The organism is Kistimonas asteriae, assembly GCF_018263925.1.
Taxonomy (GTDB): domain Bacteria; phylum Pseudomonadota; class Gammaproteobacteria; order Pseudomonadales; family Endozoicomonadaceae; genus Kistimonas; species Kistimonas asteriae.
On sequence record NZ_JAEVHF010000007.1, the window covers coordinates 20,853 to 40,365 of the forward strand.

Genomic DNA, 19,513 nt, shown 5'->3' on the forward strand with positions numbered 1-19,513 from the left:
ATTGATGTAAAACTTGCCCTCTAAATTTTTGATTAAGCAGTTTCTTTACGCTCAGCATCTGACCCACTTAACACATCGGCAATGCAGCTCAATGGCAGCTCACCCTTCAGGTTGCCCTCGTCATCAACGACAGGCAATGAGTATTCCGCTTCCAATGTATCAGGAATCACGGTTTCCAGAATCGCTTCGGGCGATACAGCTGGTACCTCATGCCAAATAGCCTTAGTGAGGCGCTGCGAAGGTTCCATCTTAAACGCTTTCTCGAGCGCTTCCTGAGTGACGATGCCTTGATAGCCATCATCATTCACGTAATAGCCATAATCCCCATCGGCGCGTTTCATCTGCTGCAGGGCACCTTCGATTTTATCGGCCGTGATGCGGCAGGCTGGCGGCTGCATCACCGTCTCAACAGTGAGCGCCCGCGCCCGGTTAACATCCTTCACGAACGCTTCGACGTAGCTGTCAGCCGGATTCAGCAAAATCTCTTCCGGCTTGCCCTGCTGTACGACTTCACCGTCTTTAAGAATGGCAATGCGATCACCGAGACGCAGCGCTTCATCCAGATCATGGGTGATAAAAATGATGGTTTTCTGCAGCTTTGCCTGCAGCTCGATCAGCTGGTCCTGCATTTCGCTGCGGATCAGTGGATCCAGTGCGGAGAAAGCCTCATCCATCAACAACACATCCGCATTGGTACACAGCGCCCTGGCGAGCCCCACCCGCTGCTGCTGACCACCGGACAGTTGCGCAGGATATTGCTCTTCGTAGCCTTTCAGACCAACCGTCTCGAGCCATTCCCTCGCTTTGGTCTGGCGCTCAGCCTTACCAACCTTTTGTACCGCCAGACCATAGCTGACATTTTCCAGCACCGTACGGTGCGGCAAGAGACCGAAATGCTGAAAGACCATGGACATCTTGTAGCGCCGAAACTCCTGCAGTGCTTTTGAGCCGAGTTCCGTTACCTCCACATCATCCACCAGAACCTGACCTTCCGTCGGGTCAATCAGTCGATTGAAGTGACGAATCAGGGTCGACTTTCCAGAGCCGGAGAGTCCCATGATGACGAAGATTTCACCACGGTTGATGCTGAGGTTAATATCCTTGAGCCCAACGGTATGGCCGGTTTCCGCCAGGATGTCATCCTTGCTTTTGCCTTCATGCACCAGGGGCATAACCGATGCGGGCTTTGACCCGAACACCTTGTAGAGCCCCTTCACCTGAATCAATAGTTCAGCCATGTTGCAGTCCCCCCAGGTGACGTTGAGTCCGCTTGCCGTAGGCCTGCGAGACACGGTCGAAGATAATCGCCAGCGCAACGATGGCAAGTCCGTTGAACAGACCGAGCGTAAAGTACTGGTTGGTAATGGATTTCAGCACCGGCTGTCCCAACCCCTTCACACCAATCATGGAGGCTATCACCACCATGGACAGCGCCATCATGATGGTCTGGTTAATACCGGCCATGATCGTCGGCATGGCCAACGGCAACTGCACACCAAACAATCGCTGCATCGGACTGGCACCATAAGCGGTTGCCGCTTCCAGCACTTCCTTATCCACCAGCCGGATCCCCAGGTTTGTCAGGCGAATCACTGGTGGAATGGCATAAATCACGACGGCGATCAGTCCCGGAATCTTGCCGATACCCAGCAGCATGACCACAGGAATCAGGTACACGAAGGCTGGCATGGTCTGCATGATATCGAGCATCGGTGTAACCGCCATCTTTACCCGGTCAGAGCGCGCCATCAAAATACCAATGGGTATGCCCAGCGCTATCACCAATAACGTACAGACAAAGATAATACTCATGGTCCGCATGGTGTTTTCCCACATGCCGAAATAACCAATCAGCAGGAACGACACCACAACGCCCAGGCACAGTTTCCACGAGCGGCTGGCCACATAGACCAGCGCGGTTACCGCCAGGATCACCAGCCACCAGGGCGTTGAAATCAACAGTTTTTCAAACCAGATCAAAAAATTCAGAAGCGGATCAAAGAAGGATTCGATCAATTCGCCATATTCACGGGAGAAGTCCCGGTAGGCGGAATCCAGAGTCTTGCGAATGTCCCGGAGGTCAGACCGGTCCATCTGGGGAAACGTGTTAAACCATGACCGTTCGTCACTCATGGCAGATCACCTCACACGGCTGGAGAGAGAATACAGAAACCGCAGGGAAATGCCGGCCCCACACAGGAGCCGGCCATCCGCGCTACAGGTTCTTGAGTGCCACTTTGACTTTTTCAGCCACCTCTGGCTTCACCCAGCCAGACCAGGTGCCTTCAAACTCAGTGAGGAAATGCTCCATGGCCACATCACCATCCGCCTGGTTGTCTTCCATCCAGGCCAGCAGGGCGTTCATGTCAGCATTTTTGAAAGAGCGACGGGTGAGATAGTCGTAAGCTTCCGGTGCCCGATTCGCGAAGCCCTCCGTAGTCACGGTCTGTACGAGCGACGGCGGATACATGGTGACACCGGGCGCATCACATTCAGTCTGGGTGATGCAGCCTTTGAACATCTCCGGATCAACACCAGAACCAAAGTCGACTTTCACCATTTCATACTTGCCCAGTACCGCAGTCGGCGCCCAATAGTAGCCGAACCAGGGCTCCTGACGCTCATAGGACTTGGCGATGGAACCGGAAAGACCCGCGCCAGACCCCGGATCCAACAGGTCAAATCCGGCGTCTTCCAGCTTCAATGCCTTGAACAGGTTGCCGGATGATATCTGACAGTTCCAACCCGCGGGGCATCCGTAAAAGGCTGCGCTGTCGGGATCTTCAGGATGCTCGAACAGGGAGGCGTTATCAATAATGCCCTGAATAGTGGCCAGTTCCGGATTCTTTTCTACTAGGTATTTCGGCACCCAGAATCCTTCTTCACCACCATCAGACAACGCCTTGCCAGCATAGCGCAGACGCTGTTCAGCAACCGCCTTGTCGAGCGCTTCCTTGATGGAGTTACTCCAGAGTTCAGGTGCAATGTCCGGTTCACCTTTCTCGGTCATGGAGGTACCGGTGGGCATGGTATCGCCGGGAACCAGCTCAGCGTCGCAGCCATAGCCGTGTTCAAGAATGAAACGATCCACATTGGCAATCAGCGTTGCAGAGTTCCAGTTCATGTCCGCAATGGTGACTTTGCCACAATTGCCATCCGCCATTGCGATGGAACCGGCAAACATCAGGGGTAAGCCAAGCCAGGCAGCACGCATAATGAATCCTCTTTATTATTCTGTCGCCGGCATATTACACATCCAATGTTTAGACTTCAAATTATTACAAGCCAAAGCTTTAGGAATGAAAAACACTGGGATATACTCCAAACAACCACGACACGATCAGCAGCATCATGACCAACACCCCATACTGGCAAGACGTCCTCATCTCACTTCGGCGCATCATTCGGGCGACAGACTTGCAATCAAAACGCATTGTGAAGGCCTGTGGCCTGACGATTCCGCAGGTGATGGTATTGCGCGCCATTGAATCACTCGGCGATGTGACCGTTCGGCGAATATCGGATGATGTTTCCCTGAGCCAGGCGACAGTGACAACGATCCTGAATCGCCTGGAAGACCGCCAGCTTATCGAACGGATACGCAGCGCCAGTGACCGCAGGGTCGTTAATGCCCGCCTGACAACGGATGGCCGTGAGGTGCTTACGCGGGTTCCCCCGCTTCTCCATGAAGAGTTTATTACCCAGTTTGAAAATCTGAACGATTGGGAAAAAACACAAATACTGTCGTCGCTGCAGAGAATCGCTACGATGATGGATGCAGAATCGTTGGATGCCGCACCAATTTTGGATATCGCAGCACCCGCCAAGGATGAACAGGTTGCGCCTCAAAAGGCAACGGAGACGACGCCCGCTTAGTTCAGCGCAACCGCTGGCCCATCCAAATTAATAAGCAACGTTGCGAGTAAATATCAATGATACCAACCCGTAACAAACTTCCTTTCCGGCGACAGGGATACCATCGCCGGAAACAACGATTAATTATCCAACCCTCTCCGCACCATATCGACAGCACGGAAGATAGCCCGCCCCTTGTTCATGGTTTCCTGCCATTCCAGCTCAGGCTGTGAGTCGGCCACGACCCCGGCGCCCGCCTGAATATGAAGCTGGTTGTCCTTGATAACGGCAGTGCGAATCGCGATGGCCGTATCCATATTGCCGTTCCAGCCCAGGTAACCCACGGCACCACCATAGACACCGCGCTTCACTGGCTCCAGCTCATCAATGATCTCCATGGCCCGTACTTTTGGCGCACCGCTCAAGGTACCGGCTGGCAGGGTCGCACGCAGAACATCCATGGCACCCAGCCCATCCTGGATCTGCCCGGTCACATTGGAGACGATATGCATGACATGGGAATAACGCTCGATGGTCATCTTGTCCGTCAGCTCAACCGTACCGGTTTTCGCCACCCGACCGACATCATTGCGACCTAAATCAATGAGCATGAGATGTTCAGCGATTTCCTTGGGATCATTCAGCAAATCCTGCTCCAGCAGCAGGTCTTTTTCTTCCGTCGCTCCCCGCTTGCGGGTACCGGCAATGGGGCGCACCGTGACTTCGCCGTCTTCCAGACGCGCCAGGATTTCCGGCGAAGAACCCACCACATAGAAATCGCCCAGGTTCAGGTAATACATGTAGGGCGAGGGATTCAGGCAACGCAGGGCCCGGTAGAGATCGAGCGGGTTTTCACTGAATGGAATCGACATCCGCTGGGAGAGCACCACCTGCATGGTATCGCCCGCCAGGATGTAATCCCGAATTGTCTCCACACCGGCCTTGAACGGCTGCTCGCCAAAGGAAGAGATAAATGCCTGCTCGGAAACCGCTTCCCCCTGAACGGAAGCCGGGAGGGAGACGGGGGTATGCCTGAACGCTTCGAGGAAACCATCGATCCGCAGGTTCGCCTTCTCCAGCGCACCATGCTCAGAAGGATCGACATGGGTAATGAACTGCACCTTGCCACTGAGGTTATCGAAAACCACCAGATCATCCGACAGCATCAGCAGGATATCCGGCGTCCCGATAACATCTTCCGGCTGGGTTTCTGCCAGCTTGGGCTCGATATACCGCACGGTGTCATACCCGAAATAGCCGACCAGCCCGCCATGAAAACGGGGCAGGGATTCCAGTTCAGGCACCCGGTAGCGACCAATAAAGTGCTCTACTTCTTCCAGAGGATCACGACAGGTTCGCTGTTCAACCACCTCCCCACCGGTTTCGATCACCAGCTCATGGCCGGTCACCTTAAATACCGTCTGGCACCCAAGGCCGATAATGGAATAACGCCCCCACTTCTCGCCGCCCTGGACGGATTCCAGCAGGTAGGTATAAGGCTGATTCGCCAGTTTCAGATAGGTGGATAACGGTGTATCGCAGTCTGCCAGCACTTCGCGGGTCACGGGAATGCGGTTATAACCTTCAGTAGCCAGCTGCTCAAATTCCACAGGCGTCATGGGAAAGTATTCCTTGATAGCAATAAAAAACGGAAAAAAGTGACTTAACGGGTTTTCAACGCCAGCGGCACCATCGACCGATGGTCGAGGTGACAGGATGAGACAGGTGACAGGTAAAGGAGACGTAAGTCACAGCGTACTCCGCTTCGTTCTGGTGTTATTGAGCGTAGGCAATGAGCGTATATAAGGCTTCGCACAAGTTCAACTGAATTTCTTGACCTCGCCTACTACTGAAACGTCAAGTCCATTGATCGCTCTTGCACAAATAACACCCGTTATTATGATCAATGACACACTCAGCAGAATACCTTCTTGCGTTAACGCATGAACAAGCGTCATCTCAATGCACAGACGAACGATCAAACCAGCACTCATCAATCGTTATTGGCACGATTATCTCTAGCCACCTGCTCCATGCCTTTTATAGCCGAACCGCAAAAACTGTAAAAAGTCAGTAACGATGATGCCAATAATACGACCACTAAAGGTACATCAGGATCTACAGTCTGAACCCCAATCAATGACAGTTGAACAAGACAAGCAAAACCCGCCAGCAGAACTGTATTTCTCGCCACCTCAGAACACTGCCCTCTCTCCAGGGCAACACCTGCCAAAAAACCCGACCACTGGCACAAAACAACATAGCCAAGTAATCCGGCAAAATGCTCATCCACATACTGATACGATAATGCACATAACGCGGAATGAAATACCGCAACCCCTAAAATTTCAGGTCGTAACAACATGTCTTCGACAGCTTCCCAAGCCATCACCCTACGCTCTCTCAGCATGTTAGGTAATTGCTCTTCTACGTTATTCATATCGTCTTCGTTGAGACGCCTGCAGCAATTAAACGCTGTACAGACTCTTTTCAGACCTACAAAACATGCACGATCGAATTTATGCCCACAACTTATTTTATAAGACATCTCATTTTTTGTATTCCGGCATGAATCGCAAACAAAACTCTGAGCACCTAAAACATAATCATTCATAGCTCACCTATTGAATTAAAACTAAAAAATAAAACCACAAAAAATTCAAAGCAATAACAAAAACCTCTAACTAATATAAATCCCTATACATTGCCAAAAACCAAGACGATAAGCCTATAAATCATCTGTATTGGCAACATTCAACTTTTCATCGGCAACATCGTAACCCAAGGCTAGAGCGCCCTTAAAAACCAGCGGTAAACCTATAAATGTATAATTCGGAACATGATCGCCAAAAACTGATAACAATGGCCACAGCAACACCATTCCAAGAAGAAGGCCACAGGAGAAAAAGGCCACATCCCCGCATCGCGCCCCACGAAGTCCTGCGCCAGAAAAAAACCTGACAAAACATAGATCACTTGCCTACCTGCAAATGACGAAATCAGATCTGCCTGCTTAGCGTTTACAATGGAAGCCGTTTCCCGTGTAAGCAATGAACTTAACGAATTAACCACCCAAAACATCGTTAATGCCGCCTGCATAAAAAGATGCTCTTTACTAACAAACACATGATTTACAGCTTCCAGACTCCAAATCATCCGCTGTTTTATACTGATAAATTGGTGGTATTCTGCTTCCGATAAAGATATAAAACACGTCGAGCACTTCCTGCTTATATCCAACCATGAAATCAAGCATTTACGATCAAAAGCATGGCCACACTTGAGTGTACATTTCTCATCGTCAGAGTCATATTCATCCCAACATATGCCACACTCCTATGCTGGCTGAAGGGTATTTCGCTTCAGCATCACATCACTTCTCCTGATAAAACCATCAACTAACACTATTCAACATAAGAAAAACGCCACCAGCTTATTTTCACACACCACAATAAATCTACAGTAAACAATAAACTTAAAAATCAATAGGAGCAGACCAATCTAAAACTTGAATGACACTTAAGATCAGACTGCTCCCCAATTAATAATTTTATTTACATCAACACAGATAGATCACTAACAACCCAGTCAGGTTCAGCAGTTTTGATCGGCTGACCATGATTATAGCCATAAGGCAACCCGATCACACGAATGCCTGCTGCTTTAGCCGCAATCACATCATTTTTTGAGTCACCCACCATCAACGCCTCTTCAACACTGGCACCACACTGCTCAACTACATGGAGCAACGGTAGCGGATGCGGTTTTTTCTCGGGCAACGTATCGCCACCGATCACCTGTGAGAAGAACTGGGTTAACCCTTTTCCTTCCAGCAGCTGGGCAGTGAAATTACCGGATTTATTCGTGACCACAGCCTGCTTCACACCCTGCGCCTGCATGGCGGTTAGGAACTCAACAACACCGGGATAAACGTCACTGTATTTGCCACAACTGGCACGGTAGGCGTCACAGAAGAGTGCGTAACCCTTTTCAAACAACGCTTCATCCACCCGGCCCGGCAGGTCACCGTCCATATCATCTGCCAGTGCCCGCTTGACCATCACCGGTACGCCGTTGCCTACCCACAATCGGACTTTATCCTCACCCGCCGTAGGCATCTCCAGTTGCGATAGCATCTGATCTATGGACCAGGCCAGATCCGGTACACTGTCAACCAGCGTCCCGTCCAAATCGTACATGATGACAGCAGGCAAACGGCCAAACAGTTCCAGCAGTTTCATGGGTATTCCTTACAACAGAAGAAGAACATCAATGAACGATGATGTCGGGTTACGTTGATTAACCCGACATCGCTCAAGATTGGATACAGTGAATCGCAAGTAAAGCGGTATTAACCGGCAACGGCAGCCAGCTCATCACGCATCTGGGTGATAACCGCCTGATAATCCTTTTGCCCAAAAATGGCAGACCCGGCCACAAAGGTATCAGCGCCGGCGTCGGCAATGTCGCGGATATTCTGCACACAAACACCACCGTCCACTTCCAGGCGGATATCCAGACCGCTGTCATCAATCAATTTGCGAACATAGCGCAGTTTATCCAACGTAGACGGAATGAATTTCTGACCACCAAACCCCGGATTCACGGACATCAGCAGGATCATATCCAGCCGGTCCATCACATACTCCAGGCAATCCGGTGTTGTCGCCGGGTTCAGCACCAGTCCCGCCTTGCAGCCACCGTCACGAATCATCTGCAGACTGCGATCCACATGCTCGCTGGCTTCAGGATGGAAGGTAATGTAAGTTGCACCAGCCTCGATAAAATCGCCAATCATGCGATCTACCGGTTTAACCATCAGATGCACATCAATGGGTGCCGTGATGCCAAAGTTACGCAGCGCCTTGCATACCATGGGTCCGATGGTCAGATTAGGAACATAGTGATTGTCCATAACATCGAAATGGACAATATCCGCACCGGCATCCAGAACAGCCTGAACGTCTTCCCCCAGGCGGGCAAAGTCAGCAGACAGAATACTGGGGGCAATGGCGAAAGGTTTCATGGAGACTCCGCAGGTGTGTGATTCCGGAAATCCCGCCATTCTACTGCATTCGCCCTCAGGGTTTCTAATGCCCGTACTCCCCCTTCTCAATACTGAAAGAAACAGGCCCTTGCTATGGCCCAATCCATCGCCAATCCCTAACTCCCTGTCAGTATTGCTGACAGATTCTGAACCAAGCAGCTCTTCGCTGACTCCAATCACTGATACCTGGTTTCCAGTAACACGCATAAAACGGTCTACCGGTATCCCCAACAACCCTGATATCCCCCATTGATTGGAGAAATCTATGACTGAACCCGTTACCTCCCTGAAAAAACAGTTTGCTAACCTGGTTGCAGGCATTGTCTTGTGCCTGTCCATCCCAGGCATCAGCCAAGCGAATACAGTCCCCCATACACACCACAGCCACCAACATCCAGTGATCACCTGTAACCAGTTAATGGAACTGCTCTTTCTGGATGACCTCTGGCCTCGGATTGTGGCCGAGAGAGACCTTGAATCCATGGGCGATTTCTATGATGAGCATTCCATACTGGCTGAATTCCCCTACGACGAAAGCAAGAACCTCGTTGGCATCGAAACCATTGCCGCCATGTTTGATAATGGGCCATTCAGCCTGCCCGGTGAGCTGTCTCTGAGTACACTCCCTTTAGCCAGAGTGGCCTATCAGGATACCGGCCTGATTATCAAGCAGTGGACCATGGTCAATACTGCAGGCTCCTTCCAGGGCATTGCCGTCAAACTACTGAACTATACCGACCACTGGAACCGGCTGATTGACCTCGAAGCGGGAGGCCTGGTGGATCTTGCCGATTTCGCTAACACAGACCAGCCCATGGATAACACAGCGTTTGATCATCTTGCTGACCACCTGTTATCCGCCGTAGAAAGTGCCAAGGTGATCAACCTTGATAACCAGGATGAAGCCGTTACCTACCCTGATTCAGAATTAACGGTTACTACGCTTGCCGCCATCCCCAATCAAAACCATGGTTTGCTGATTGCCAAGGTCAGCGATGCCGACCATGAATACCTGACCTTCAACGCCGTAGAAAAGACTGAAAATGGCTGGCAGGTTGTTATTCAGGCAAGAACAACACTGACAACTGACGAATAAACGGAATAATAAAAAAGGGCGCAAACCTGAACGGTGCTGCGCCCTTTTTTGATTCCATCAATATTATTTTCGCTTTCTTTCTTCCTGAATCAGGTCGTAGGCCGCCTGAATTTCCTGGGTCTTTTTCTTGGCCATTTCCATCATTTCTTCGGGTAACCCTTTGGCCACCAGCTTGTCAGGATGGTGCTCACTCATCAGCTTCCGGTATGCCCGCTTGACGTCTTTGTCAGACGCATCCGGTGAGACTCCCAGAGTGGCATAGGCTTCTTTCAGTTTGCTGCGGTTGTCGACGGGCTGACGATAACCATAGTTACCCTGCTGCTGGTAACCGCCACTACCGTTATAACGGCTGTAGAAGGCACGCTGGGCCTGGAAACGCTGATGCAGAATCTCAAACGTAAACCGGTTAACCCCAAGGTATTCGCAGGCTTCATGCAGCACCTGCATTTCCGCCGGGCTCAGCTGCCCATCCGCATAAGCTGCCTGGAGCTGCAACTCCATAAACATCTGAACCAGACTGCCGGAACCAGCCGCACGGCGAAACTCCAGCAATACCCCCCGGATATCACAACCGGGTGTCTTGCCCTGGTTAAACAGGTCAATGGCCTGCTGTCGCTGGTCAGGCGACAGCCGCATCTCATTCATCAGGGTCGTGGCGACCTGAATTTCTTCTTCATTGACCCGGCCATCCGCCTTGGCCAGCTTGCCCATCACCAGAAAGGTGGCTCTAAAGAACGCCGTCTGGGTCTGGCGACGGCGCTCACCACTCTGGCCTGCACCATAGACAATCCGGGGCCGCTGACTGGAAATCCAGGCCGCCAGCAAGGCGCCGATCACCGCGCCAAACGATCCGCCAAATACAAACCCCAGAAATGCAAATAATAAAATCCTGAACCACATGTTTTACTCACTGGCCGGCAGGCGACCGGCATTCAAATCCTGATCCAGCTGCTGCAGGCGCTCAGGCGTCCCGACATCCAGCCAGTAACCGGTAAAGTGTTCTCCGGTCACCCGTCCCGTCGCTGCAGCCTTGCGCAGCAATGGCGCCAGGGGAAAACGACCCGGTTGGCATCCCCTGAACAACTCAGGGGAGAGAATACTGATACCGCTATACGTTAATGTTCTGTTTCCGGCCGACTCCGGCGTCTGCACCTTGCCATCACGCAGACAAAAATCACCCTCCGGGCGATGTTCCGGATTATCCACCAGCACAAGGTGAGCCAGACTATCTATGGGCATCTGCAGCGATTTAAAGGAAAGACGGGTAAATACATCGCCATTGACAAGCAGAAAGGGCTGATCACCCAGCAACGGTAACGCCTTGAGCAAACCGCCACCGGTCTCCAGCGGCTCGTCCTCACGGGACCAGTCGATATGCAGCCCCCAAAATTCACCGCCACCCAGCGCTGCTTCCAGCTTGCTCCCCAACCAGGCATGGTTGATGACAATATCCTTGAACCCTTCGCGAGCCAGTCGCTCCAGGTGGTGTTCGATCAACGGTTTACCGCCGGCTTCCAGTAACGGCTTGGGGGTTTTCAGCGTCAGAGGACGCATCCGCTCACCAAACCCGGCGGCCAGGATCATCGCTTTCATCGGTACTGCTGACGACTCGTTGTCTGACATCCTGTTACTTACTCATCGGTTAACCGGTAGTCCTGCCACCATGCCTGCTGTGCCAGCCGTGGTTGCACCTCGCTGCGCAGCCAATCTGCCTGCCCGGAAAGTGCCGGGTAGTGGTCACAGCCCCATAGCAGATAGGCAAAGACCCGGGGCATATCCTGCAGATAATCGGGCTTGCCATCGCGTAGCCAGAGCCGGGCGAAAATCCCCAGCACCTTGATATGCCGCTGGGCGCCAGTCCAGTCAAACCAGCGCCTCACTGTGGCGGCATCATGCCCTGATAACACCTCTGAATGTGCCCGGAAATCCTCCAGCCAGCGGTAGACCTGCGTTTGCGGCCAGTCAATGTAACAGTCACGCAGCAACGATGCCAGATCATAGGTGGCAGGCCCCAGCACAGCACCCTGGAAATCAATGATTCCCAACCCTTCAGGCAATACCATCAGGTTGCGGGAGTGGTAGTCCCGGTGAACCGGTACCTGGGGCTGTTCCAGTGCAGAAGCGATCAGGTGCTCCGATAAGGCATCCAGCAACGCTTGCTCCGCCGGCCCAATTGTCATTCCCAATAACTGTTTGAGGCACCATTCTGGAAAGAGTTCCATTTCCCGACGCAGCATGGCTGAATCATATGCCGGCAGGGGATATTCATCTGGAATCCGGGTCTGCTGTAGCAGGCGAAGATCCGCCAGCGCCCTGTCGTAAAAATGACTGACCGTCTTGTCATCCAGCGAGAACTGAAGCACGTCATTGCCGAAGTCCTCCAGCAGCATGTAGCCACGCCCATAATCGACAGAAAGCACACCCGGCGTACGCAGGCCCTGGCGCTGCCAGCTGTTAGCGATAGCCACAAAAGGACGACAATCCTCATGCTCGGGCGGCGCATCGACAGCGATCCAGGTTTTTGCATCCGACAACTGGGCCGGTTCATCACTATGCGCCCGGAAGTAACGCCGATAACTGGCATCGCCGGAGACGGCTTCCAGGTTTTCCTGAATGGGATGACCGGCCACCTGGTTCAGCTCATCCGCACACCAGCGGCTCAGTTCCAGAAGACGGTTATCGGTCTGACGGGGCATCATCGCATCCTGTCGGTCAGTCATCAGGCAACGCCTGGAAAAACAAAAAAGAGGTGGTCACTACTACAGCACCAGCCTGAAAAAGACGTATTGCCCATCGCAAGAACGCTGTCAGCGTACTGTGGCATTTCGGTCCAAATGTGGCTAGCTTATATCACCGCTCGGTGCTTCTTCCATTAATCCTACACCACCTGACGGCTATCCCTTATGAAAGCTGGTCCTCGGCTACCGGAATGCTTTATCATGCAGGCCTTTCAGAGTACAGGCATGTCAACGCCGACAGGATGGCCGGACTGATTACCCAATGGCAAATACACTTTTTACGTTAAAAAACAGGCTACCACTGGTCATCACCACCGGACTTCTGGCTGGCCAACCCATCATTCCCCTGTACGCCGCCCAGCCGGACGGCTTGCCGGTCAATACTCAATGGAATTGCAGTACCAGCAGCGACGGCGGCTGGCTGTGTGATCAGGGCACCCGCGATATCGGGCCGCTGAAACCCGCGCCGCGGATGCCGATCACACCGTCGCGCCAGAATCGTCTGGCCACTTCCGTCACCGTCGAAACCGAAACGGTGACCGCCGTTGAAAAACTGCCTGAAGCAGCGGTGGCAACGGGTATTGCAACAACGGCCGCAACCGTCACGGCGGTTACTAATGAACCGCCTGCGGTCATGAAGACACTGGACTGGGTCTCCCTGACGGCGCTGCCGATCGACCGGCAGTCTGATCGCAACGCACTGCTGTGTGAAGGCGGCTACCTGGAGCCAGAACGCCCCGGTATGGATTACATCGGAGACCCGGCCGATGCACCGATACTCGCCGCCGCCGATGCCAGCACCTACCAGGAAGAAGGTTTCGGCACACTGAAAGGCAACGTGGTTATCAACCAGGGCTACCGCCAGATTGAAAGTGATGTCGCCAAGCTGAACCGTAACGAGAATATTGCGGATTTTGAAGGTAACGTCGTTATCCGCGAACCCAACCTGTTGATGACCGGCGATGACGCCACCGTCAATATGACCAGCGGTCGCGCCGAAATTACTGACGCCCAGTACGTGTTCCACCAAGAGCGTATTCGCGGCCAGGCCAGCAAGATTGTCCGCCGAGAGAATGGTGTCATCAATATGGATGACGCCAGTTATACCACCTGTCCACCAGAAGGTTGTGTCTGGGAACTGAAAGGGCAAGAGGTAGAACTTAACCCATTGACGGGTTTTGGTACGGCGAAGCACGCGACCGTGCGTGTGCAGGATGTGCCGGTGTTCTATACCCCATACATCTACTTCCCGATTGATGACCGCCGCCAGACCGGCCTGCTCTATCCCACCATTGGCTTTGGCGACAGCGATATCGGGTTTGACTACACCCAGCCCTGGTACTGGAATATCGCCCCCAACTACGATGCCACCATCACACCGCGTTACATGAGCAAGCGGGGGCTGATGCTGGAAAATGAATTCCGTTACCTGACGGAAGATGCCAAGGGTGAGATCGGTGGCGCCTTCCTGTCCAAGGATCAGCTGAAGGACGAAAACCGTAATTACGACGAAGACCGCTGGCTGCTCAACTGGCGCCATGAACAGCAGTTGAGCACCAACTGGGATTACAAGATTGACTTTGCCAATGCCAGCGACAAGGACATCCTCAGCGATTTTGGCACCGGCCTGAAGCTTGGCAGCCAGAGCCCGCTCAACCAGCAGATTACCTCTACCTATTATGGTGGTGGCGACAGTGCGCACCAGTGGCGGTTGACAGCCAATTTTGAAAAGCTGAAAAACATGTCCATTGACTCGGACGATCCCTACAACCGAGAGCCTCAACTGACCCTGCTGGGCGACTGGGACATGGGCGCGGGATTCGGATTCAATTACCTGGTAGATTACACCGAGTTTGATCGGGACAAGGACTGGAACTACAAGCGCAAAGTCAAAGATACTGATTTTGACAAAGAGTACGATATCGAACGCCCTGTTTACGGCGAAGGCTATGGTATCAATAATGCCGTTGGACAACGGTTATACCTGCAGTCGGGCGTGAAATATCGCCTTGATCGTACTTACGGGTTCGTTGAGCCAAGTGTCGGATTTTCTCATGTCGGTTATGACCTGAATCGTTTGGACCTTCAGGAGGTTCGCGATCAGATGGGTGACCAGAGCCTGAGCAAAAACGATATTGATAGCCCATCAACGACCGCACCTTTCTATGCACTGGACAGCGGCTTGTTCTTCGAGCGGGATGCGGCCTTTGGTGACATGAAGTTTGTCCAGACGCTGGAGCCACGGGCAAAATATCTGTATGTCCCATACCGTAGCCAACAGAGCCTGAACCCCAGTTTCGACACGTCGGAGATGTCTTTCAGTTACGACAGCCTCTGGCGTAACAGTCGCTTCAGTGGTTATGACCGTATTGGCGATACCAACCAGCTCGCATTGGGCGTGACAAGCCGTTTTCTTGAGGACGATGGTTACGAACGCTTCCGTTTTGGTATCGGACAGATATTCTATTTCCAGAAGCGGAAAGCGTATCTCGACCCCACGCTGAATGTTGAGGAAAACCCTGACTACAACCAGTCAGAAGCCCAGCGTCGTCTCATAGAAGATAACGAAGCATCGACATCACCATTGGCTACCCAGCTGGTGTGGAATATTCGTCGTGATCTAAACCTGCGTCAGGACTGGATGTTCAACACCAACCGTGGGCATATCGATGAATATGCACTGGGTCTCCACTATCTACCCAAACAAAACCACGCCTTAAATTTCCGTTATCGCTACCGTGACCAGGTTGATCGTACGGTTAAAAATGATGATGGTAACAATATCTGGATTGACCCGACTACGGGAGCCGTTGTTCCGCCAGGAACCCCCGGCGCTGTGGCCAAGACAACCAGCGGCAACCTGGAAGAAGTCGATGCGTCCTTCCTGATGCCACTGACCACCAACTGGAATACCGTTGGACGCTGGACGTACGATATCACCAACTCCCGCAGCATGGAGCGCTCGTTCGGTGTTGAGCGCGAGAGTTGCTGCTACAAGGTTCAGGTCCTGTACCGCAACTGGATTGATCCTTATGAGGACATTGATACGGCCAGCTCCAAGCATGGTGTCTTCGTGCAGTTCGTTCTCAAGGGGCTTGGCAGCCTGACCGGCACCAAGGTCGAGAGCTTCCTGCAGGATATCGACGGTTACCGTCCAGAGGAATAAGTTGAAGAATTTATCAATGAAAGTAATGAAGAACCGACTGTTAGGTGTACTGCTCCCGGCGGTGATGACCGTCATGGCCATTGCCGGTGCTCCGGCCATGGCCAAAGTTGTCCCGCTTGACCGCATCGTTGCTGTGGTGGACAACGATGTCATCATGGAAAGCGATCTTGAAACCCGTCTAAAAGCGGTCAAACGCCAGCTGCAGGAGCGCAATACCGCGCTGCCGCCGGAACATGTGCTGAAGCAGCAAATCCTGGAGCGGCTGGTGATTGAAAACCTGCAACTCCAGATCGCAGGCCGGACTGGTATCCGTGTCGATGACTGGGCGTTGAATGACGCCATCCGCTCCATTGCCGAGCGCAACGGCATGACCATCGAGCAGTTCCAGAAGGCGCTGGAAGCCGATGGCCTCAGCTACCGGGAAGCCCGTAACGAGATTCGCCGGGAAATGCTGATCAACCGGGTGCGTCAGCGCCAGGTGCTGGAGCGTATCCAGGTGACCGACCGTGATATCGACAACTACCTGAATTCCGAGGAAGGCAAACAGCAACTGGCCGTTGAATACCGTCTTGGCCATATTCTGGTGGCATTGCCGGAAGGTGCCAGCCCCAGCGAAATTCAGGCAGCCAATCGCAAAGCTGACGGGATTATTGAACAGCTGAAGAAAGGCGCTGATTTTTCCCAGGTGGCAGTCGCCCAGTCTCAGGGGCAGAAAGCCCTGGAAGGTGGCGACCTTGGCTGGCGTAAGGCGGACCAGCTGCCCTCCCAGTTCAGCGCAGCGGTCAAGAATCTGCAGAAAGGCGGTATTTCGGCGCCAATTCGCAGCCCCAGCGGTTTCCATATCGTGAAGCTGCTCGACAAGCGGGGCGATGAAAAACTGCTACAGGAACAGCTCCACGTCCGTCATATCCTGATTCGTCCGAACGAAGTACGCAGTGATTTCGAAGCCCAGGAAATGGCCAAGAACCTGTACAAGCGCCTTCAGTCTGGTGCCGATTTCGGTGAGCTGGCCCGTGCCTATTCCGATGATACCGGTACGGCCCTGAACGGCGGTGACCTGAACTGGGTCAGCCCCAATGACATGGTGCCAGCCTTCCGCGACCAGATGATGAACGTGCCCCAGAATACCGTTTCCATCCCGTTCCGCAGCCGCTTTGGCTGGCACATCCTCGAAGTGCTCGACAAGCGCAAGGAAGATGTCAGCAGCCGCGTCCAGCGGGCCCGCATCCAGGAAATGCTGAGAAACCGCAAATACGAAGAGGAGTTGCAGGTCTGGCTGCGTGAGCTGCGTGATCAGGCTTACGTCGAAATCAAGCTGTGACAGAGCCAACCCTCCCCCGCCTTGCCATTACCGCCGGGGAACCGGCGGGCATTGGCCCAGATCTGTGCATCTTGCAGGCCAGTCAGCCACGGGATGCACAATTGGTCGTGATCGCTGATCCCGCATTGCTGGAACAGCGTGCACACCTGCTGAAAGTTGATGTAAAAATCACGCCATTTGAGCCAGACGCTCCACGCAGGCTGTCCCAGCCGGGCGAAATACAGGTCATGCCCGTCACATTGGCTGCAGCGTGTACTGCCGGACAACTGGACAGCAACAATAGCGCTTATGTACTGGACACCCTGACCTTGGCAGTCAACGGTTGCCTGTCCGGCCTGTTTGACGCCATGGTAACTGCACCGGTTCACAAAGGTGTGATCAACGAATCCGGCATCCCTTTCAGCGGCCACACTGAACTGCTGGCTGAACTGACCCAGACGCCCCGCGTCGTGATGATGCTGGCAACGGATGGACTGCGGGTCGCTCTGGCCACCACCCATCTACCATTGGCAAAGGTTCCTGAAGCCATTACCGAGCCGTTGCTTGAGGAGGTCATCACCATCCTCCATAACGACCTGCAACAGAAGTTTGGCGTTCCATCCCCCCATATTCTGGTGGCGGGCCTGAACCCCCATGCCGGCGAAGATGGCCATCTTGGGCGTGAAGAAATTGAGATCATCGAACCGGTACTGACCCGCATGCGGGATCAGGGCATGAACCTGAGCGGGCCACTGCCTGCTGACACCCTGTTCAACCCGGGACGCCTTGAAAAAGCCGACGCGGTGCTGGCCATGTACCATGACCAGGGTCTGCCGGTATTGAAATACAAAGGTTTCAGCGAAGCGGTGAATGTCACCCTGGGGCTGCCGATTATCCGCACATCCGTCGACCACGGTACTGCGCTTGATTTAGCCGGTACGGGGCTGGCCAATTGCGGCAGCCTGAATACAGCAATCCGCTATGCGTTGTCTATGATCCAGAGTGCGTAGTGCGCGATCAGGGCGAGTGCGGTATGATGCGCCGCCTTGCCCTCCAGGATTTGATACAGGCTGTTCATGAACCATTCCACACCACCCGTTTTTCAGCAGCAGCACAAGGCACGCAAGCGCTTTGGCCAGAACTTCCTGCATGATCACGGGGTAATCAACCGCATCATTGCCTCTGTATATCCGAAGCCGGGAGACCATGTTGTCGAGATTGGCCCGGGGCAGGGCGCACTGACCGGTCAATTGCTGGACGGCGCCGGTGAGCTGGATGTCATTGAGCTGGATCGCGACCTGATTCCCTGGTTGAAGCTCCATTTTGGCCTCACCCGCCAATTCAGGGTGCATGAAGCTGACGCGCTGACCTTTGATTTTCAATCCCTCAAACAAGACGATCGTCCGCTGCGCATTGTGGGTAACCTGCCCTACAATATCTCTACGCCGCTGATTTTCCACCTGCTCTCCTTTGCCGGTACCGTCAAGGACATGCATTTCATGCTGCAAAAGGAAGTGGTTGAGCGGCTCTGTGCAACGCATGGTGACAATCACTATGGTCGCCTGAGTGTGATGGTTCAGTATTATTGCCGTGCCGAATACCTGTTTCAGGTAGGTTCCGGCGCATTCCGCCCCGCGCCGAAGGTGGATTCCGCGATTGTCCGGCTGACACCCTGGGACGAACTTCCCCACCCCTGTAAGGACGTATCTCTGTTGGAAAGTATCGTCAAAGATGCCTTTGCCATGCGCCGCAAGACCCTGCGCAACAGCCTGAAAAAACGTATCAGTGCCGATGAGTTGACAGCACTGGATGTTGATCCCTCCATCCGGCCTGAGCATTTGTCTCTTGAGTCCTTTGTCAGAATTACCGATTATCTAGTTCAGCAACGGCCATAAACTCAACAAGCAGAAGAATATTGCATGCCCGGAAGCAACACACAGCAGTACCAGATCCGTGTCAGTGTCACCACCGACTACGTCAAGGACCAGTCCGAGCCGGATAACGGCCGCTATGTGTTCGCCTACCATATTACCCTGGAGAATACGGGTTCTGTGGCCGCCCGCCTGCTAACTCGCCACTGGTACATTACCGATGGTAACCAGCAGGTTCAGGAAGTGGCTGGCGAAGGGGTGGTCGGACAGCAACCTCACCTGGCGCCAGGTCAGAAATACGCCTACAGCAGCGGCTGCATGCTGGAAACACCGGTTGGCACCATGCACGGCAGCTACCATATGCTGGCGGACGACGACCATGAATTTGAGGCGTCTATTCCTGTTTTCACACTCTCAGTCCCCGGCGCTCTGCACTGAAC

18 protein-coding genes and 1 pseudogene are annotated in these 19,513 nt (G+C 53.3%); 7 read left to right on the forward strand and 12 right to left on the reverse strand.

Going from position 1 to position 19,513, the window contains the following annotated elements; translation table 11 throughout:
- Nucleotides 1–32 precede the first annotated feature (32 nt).
- From KHS78_RS09510 to KHS78_RS09520, 3 genes are all read right to left on the reverse strand, one after another.
- Nucleotides 33–1,238, reverse strand: coding sequence for a quaternary amine ABC transporter ATP-binding protein (locus KHS78_RS09510; RefSeq protein ID WP_211827708.1), 1,206 nt, complete (start codon nt 1,236–1,238; stop codon nt 33–35).
- Nucleotides 1,231–2,133: an ABC transporter permease gene (locus tag KHS78_RS09515; RefSeq protein WP_211827710.1), complete on the reverse strand. Its 903-nt coding sequence runs from the start codon at nt 2,131–2,133 to the stop codon at nt 1,231–1,233. Before KHS78_RS09515 ends, KHS78_RS09510 begins: the two co-directional genes overlap by 8 nt.
- A gap of 82 nt (nt 2,134–2,215) precedes the next feature.
- The gene (locus KHS78_RS09520) at nt 2,216–3,214 is read right to left on the reverse strand and encodes an ABC transporter substrate-binding protein (RefSeq protein ID WP_211827712.1); all 999 of its coding nucleotides are present in this window, start codon (nt 3,212–3,214) and stop codon (nt 2,216–2,218) included.
- A gap of 137 nt (nt 3,215–3,351) precedes the next feature.
- Between KHS78_RS09520 and KHS78_RS09525 the strand changes: the two genes are divergently transcribed.
- Nucleotides 3,352–3,876, forward strand: coding sequence for a MarR family winged helix-turn-helix transcriptional regulator (locus KHS78_RS09525; protein ID WP_211827714.1), 525 nt, complete (start codon nt 3,352–3,354; stop codon nt 3,874–3,876).
- A gap of 119 nt (nt 3,877–3,995) precedes the next feature.
- Here the strand turns inward: KHS78_RS09525 and trpE are convergent, their stop codons facing one another.
- The 6 genes and pseudogenes from trpE to rpe all read right to left on the reverse strand — a co-directional run bounded on the left by trpE (nt 3,996) and on the right by rpe (nt 8,881).
- Nucleotides 3,996–5,474, reverse strand: a complete 1,479-nt coding sequence (trpE, locus tag KHS78_RS09530; protein ID WP_211827717.1) for an anthranilate synthase component I — start codon at nt 5,472–5,474, stop codon at nt 3,996–3,998.
- A gap of 374 nt (nt 5,475–5,848) precedes the next feature.
- Nucleotides 5,849–6,469, reverse strand: coding sequence for a hypothetical protein (locus KHS78_RS09535; RefSeq protein WP_211827719.1), 621 nt, complete (start codon nt 6,467–6,469; stop codon nt 5,849–5,851).
- A gap of 203 nt (nt 6,470–6,672) precedes the next feature.
- Entirely contained in the window at nt 6,673–7,011 is a 339-nt protein-coding gene (locus tag KHS78_RS09540) for a hypothetical protein (RefSeq protein WP_246506299.1), read from the reverse strand.
- 66 nt (nt 7,012–7,077) lie between these two features.
- Nucleotides 7,078–7,182: pseudogene (locus KHS78_RS22650) on the reverse strand (RING finger domain-containing protein); the annotation flags it as partial.
- A gap of 227 nt (nt 7,183–7,409) precedes the next feature.
- A complete protein-coding gene (locus KHS78_RS09545; RefSeq protein WP_246506305.1) occupies nt 7,410–8,096 on the reverse strand; it encodes a phosphoglycolate phosphatase in 687 nt (228 codons plus the stop codon).
- A gap of 110 nt (nt 8,097–8,206) precedes the next feature.
- Nucleotides 8,207–8,881 carry a ribulose-phosphate 3-epimerase gene (rpe, locus tag KHS78_RS09550; protein WP_211828103.1) on the reverse strand — a complete coding sequence of 225 codons (675 nt, stop codon included), beginning with the start codon at nt 8,879–8,881 and terminating at the stop codon, nt 8,207–8,209.
- A gap of 286 nt (nt 8,882–9,167) precedes the next feature.
- Between rpe and KHS78_RS09555 the strand changes: the two genes are divergently transcribed.
- Nucleotides 9,168–9,998 carry a hypothetical protein gene (locus KHS78_RS09555; protein WP_211827721.1) on the forward strand — a complete coding sequence of 277 codons (831 nt, stop codon included), beginning with the start codon at nt 9,168–9,170 and terminating at the stop codon, nt 9,996–9,998.
- Nucleotides 9,999–10,061: 63 nt separating this feature from the next.
- Here KHS78_RS09555 and djlA read toward each other — a convergent pair whose 3' ends face one another.
- Genes djlA through KHS78_RS09570 form a run of 3 tightly spaced genes read right to left on the reverse strand, consistent with a single transcriptional unit; the run spans nt 10,062 to nt 12,718 of the window.
- On the reverse strand, nt 10,062–10,898 hold the full coding sequence (djlA, locus tag KHS78_RS09560) for a co-chaperone DjlA (RefSeq protein ID WP_211827723.1): 837 nt from the start codon (nt 10,896–10,898) through the stop codon (nt 10,062–10,064).
- 3 nt (nt 10,899–10,901) lie between these two features.
- Nucleotides 10,902–11,621, reverse strand: a complete 720-nt coding sequence (murU, locus tag KHS78_RS09565; RefSeq protein ID WP_425513965.1) for an N-acetylmuramate alpha-1-phosphate uridylyltransferase MurU — start codon at nt 11,619–11,621, stop codon at nt 10,902–10,904.
- An 8-nt stretch (nt 11,622–11,629) separates the two neighbouring features.
- Nucleotides 11,630–12,718 (reverse strand): aminoglycoside phosphotransferase family protein, encoded by a 1,089-nt coding sequence (locus KHS78_RS09570; RefSeq protein ID WP_211827725.1) that lies wholly within the window; start codon nt 12,716–12,718, stop codon nt 11,630–11,632.
- Between the two features lie 280 nt (nt 12,719–12,998).
- Here KHS78_RS09570 and KHS78_RS09575 point away from each other — a divergent pair, with 280 nt between their 5' ends.
- The 5 genes from KHS78_RS09575 (at nt 12,999) to apaG (ending at nt 19,511) form a co-directional block, all read left to right on the forward strand.
- Entirely contained in the window at nt 12,999–15,902 is a 2,904-nt protein-coding gene (locus KHS78_RS09575) for an LPS-assembly protein LptD (RefSeq protein ID WP_211827726.1), read from the forward strand.
- 16 nt (nt 15,903–15,918) lie between these two features.
- On the forward strand, nt 15,919–17,223 hold the full coding sequence (locus KHS78_RS09580; RefSeq protein ID WP_211827728.1) for a peptidylprolyl isomerase: 1,305 nt from the start codon (nt 15,919–15,921) through the stop codon (nt 17,221–17,223).
- Nucleotides 17,220–18,212 (forward strand): 4-hydroxythreonine-4-phosphate dehydrogenase PdxA, encoded by a 993-nt coding sequence (pdxA, locus tag KHS78_RS09585; RefSeq protein WP_211827730.1) that lies wholly within the window; start codon nt 17,220–17,222, stop codon nt 18,210–18,212. Before KHS78_RS09580 ends, pdxA begins: the two co-directional genes overlap by 4 nt.
- Nucleotides 18,213–18,278: 66 nt before the next feature.
- The gene (gene rsmA, locus KHS78_RS09590; RefSeq protein ID WP_211827732.1) at nt 18,279–19,097 is read left to right on the forward strand and encodes a 16S rRNA (adenine(1518)-N(6)/adenine(1519)-N(6))-dimethyltransferase RsmA; all 819 of its coding nucleotides are present in this window, start codon (nt 18,279–18,281) and stop codon (nt 19,095–19,097) included.
- Between the two features lie 24 nt (nt 19,098–19,121).
- Nucleotides 19,122–19,511, forward strand: a complete 390-nt coding sequence (apaG, locus tag KHS78_RS09595) for a Co2+/Mg2+ efflux protein ApaG (RefSeq protein ID WP_211827734.1) — start codon at nt 19,122–19,124, stop codon at nt 19,509–19,511.
- Nucleotides 19,512–19,513 lie beyond the last annotated feature (2 nt).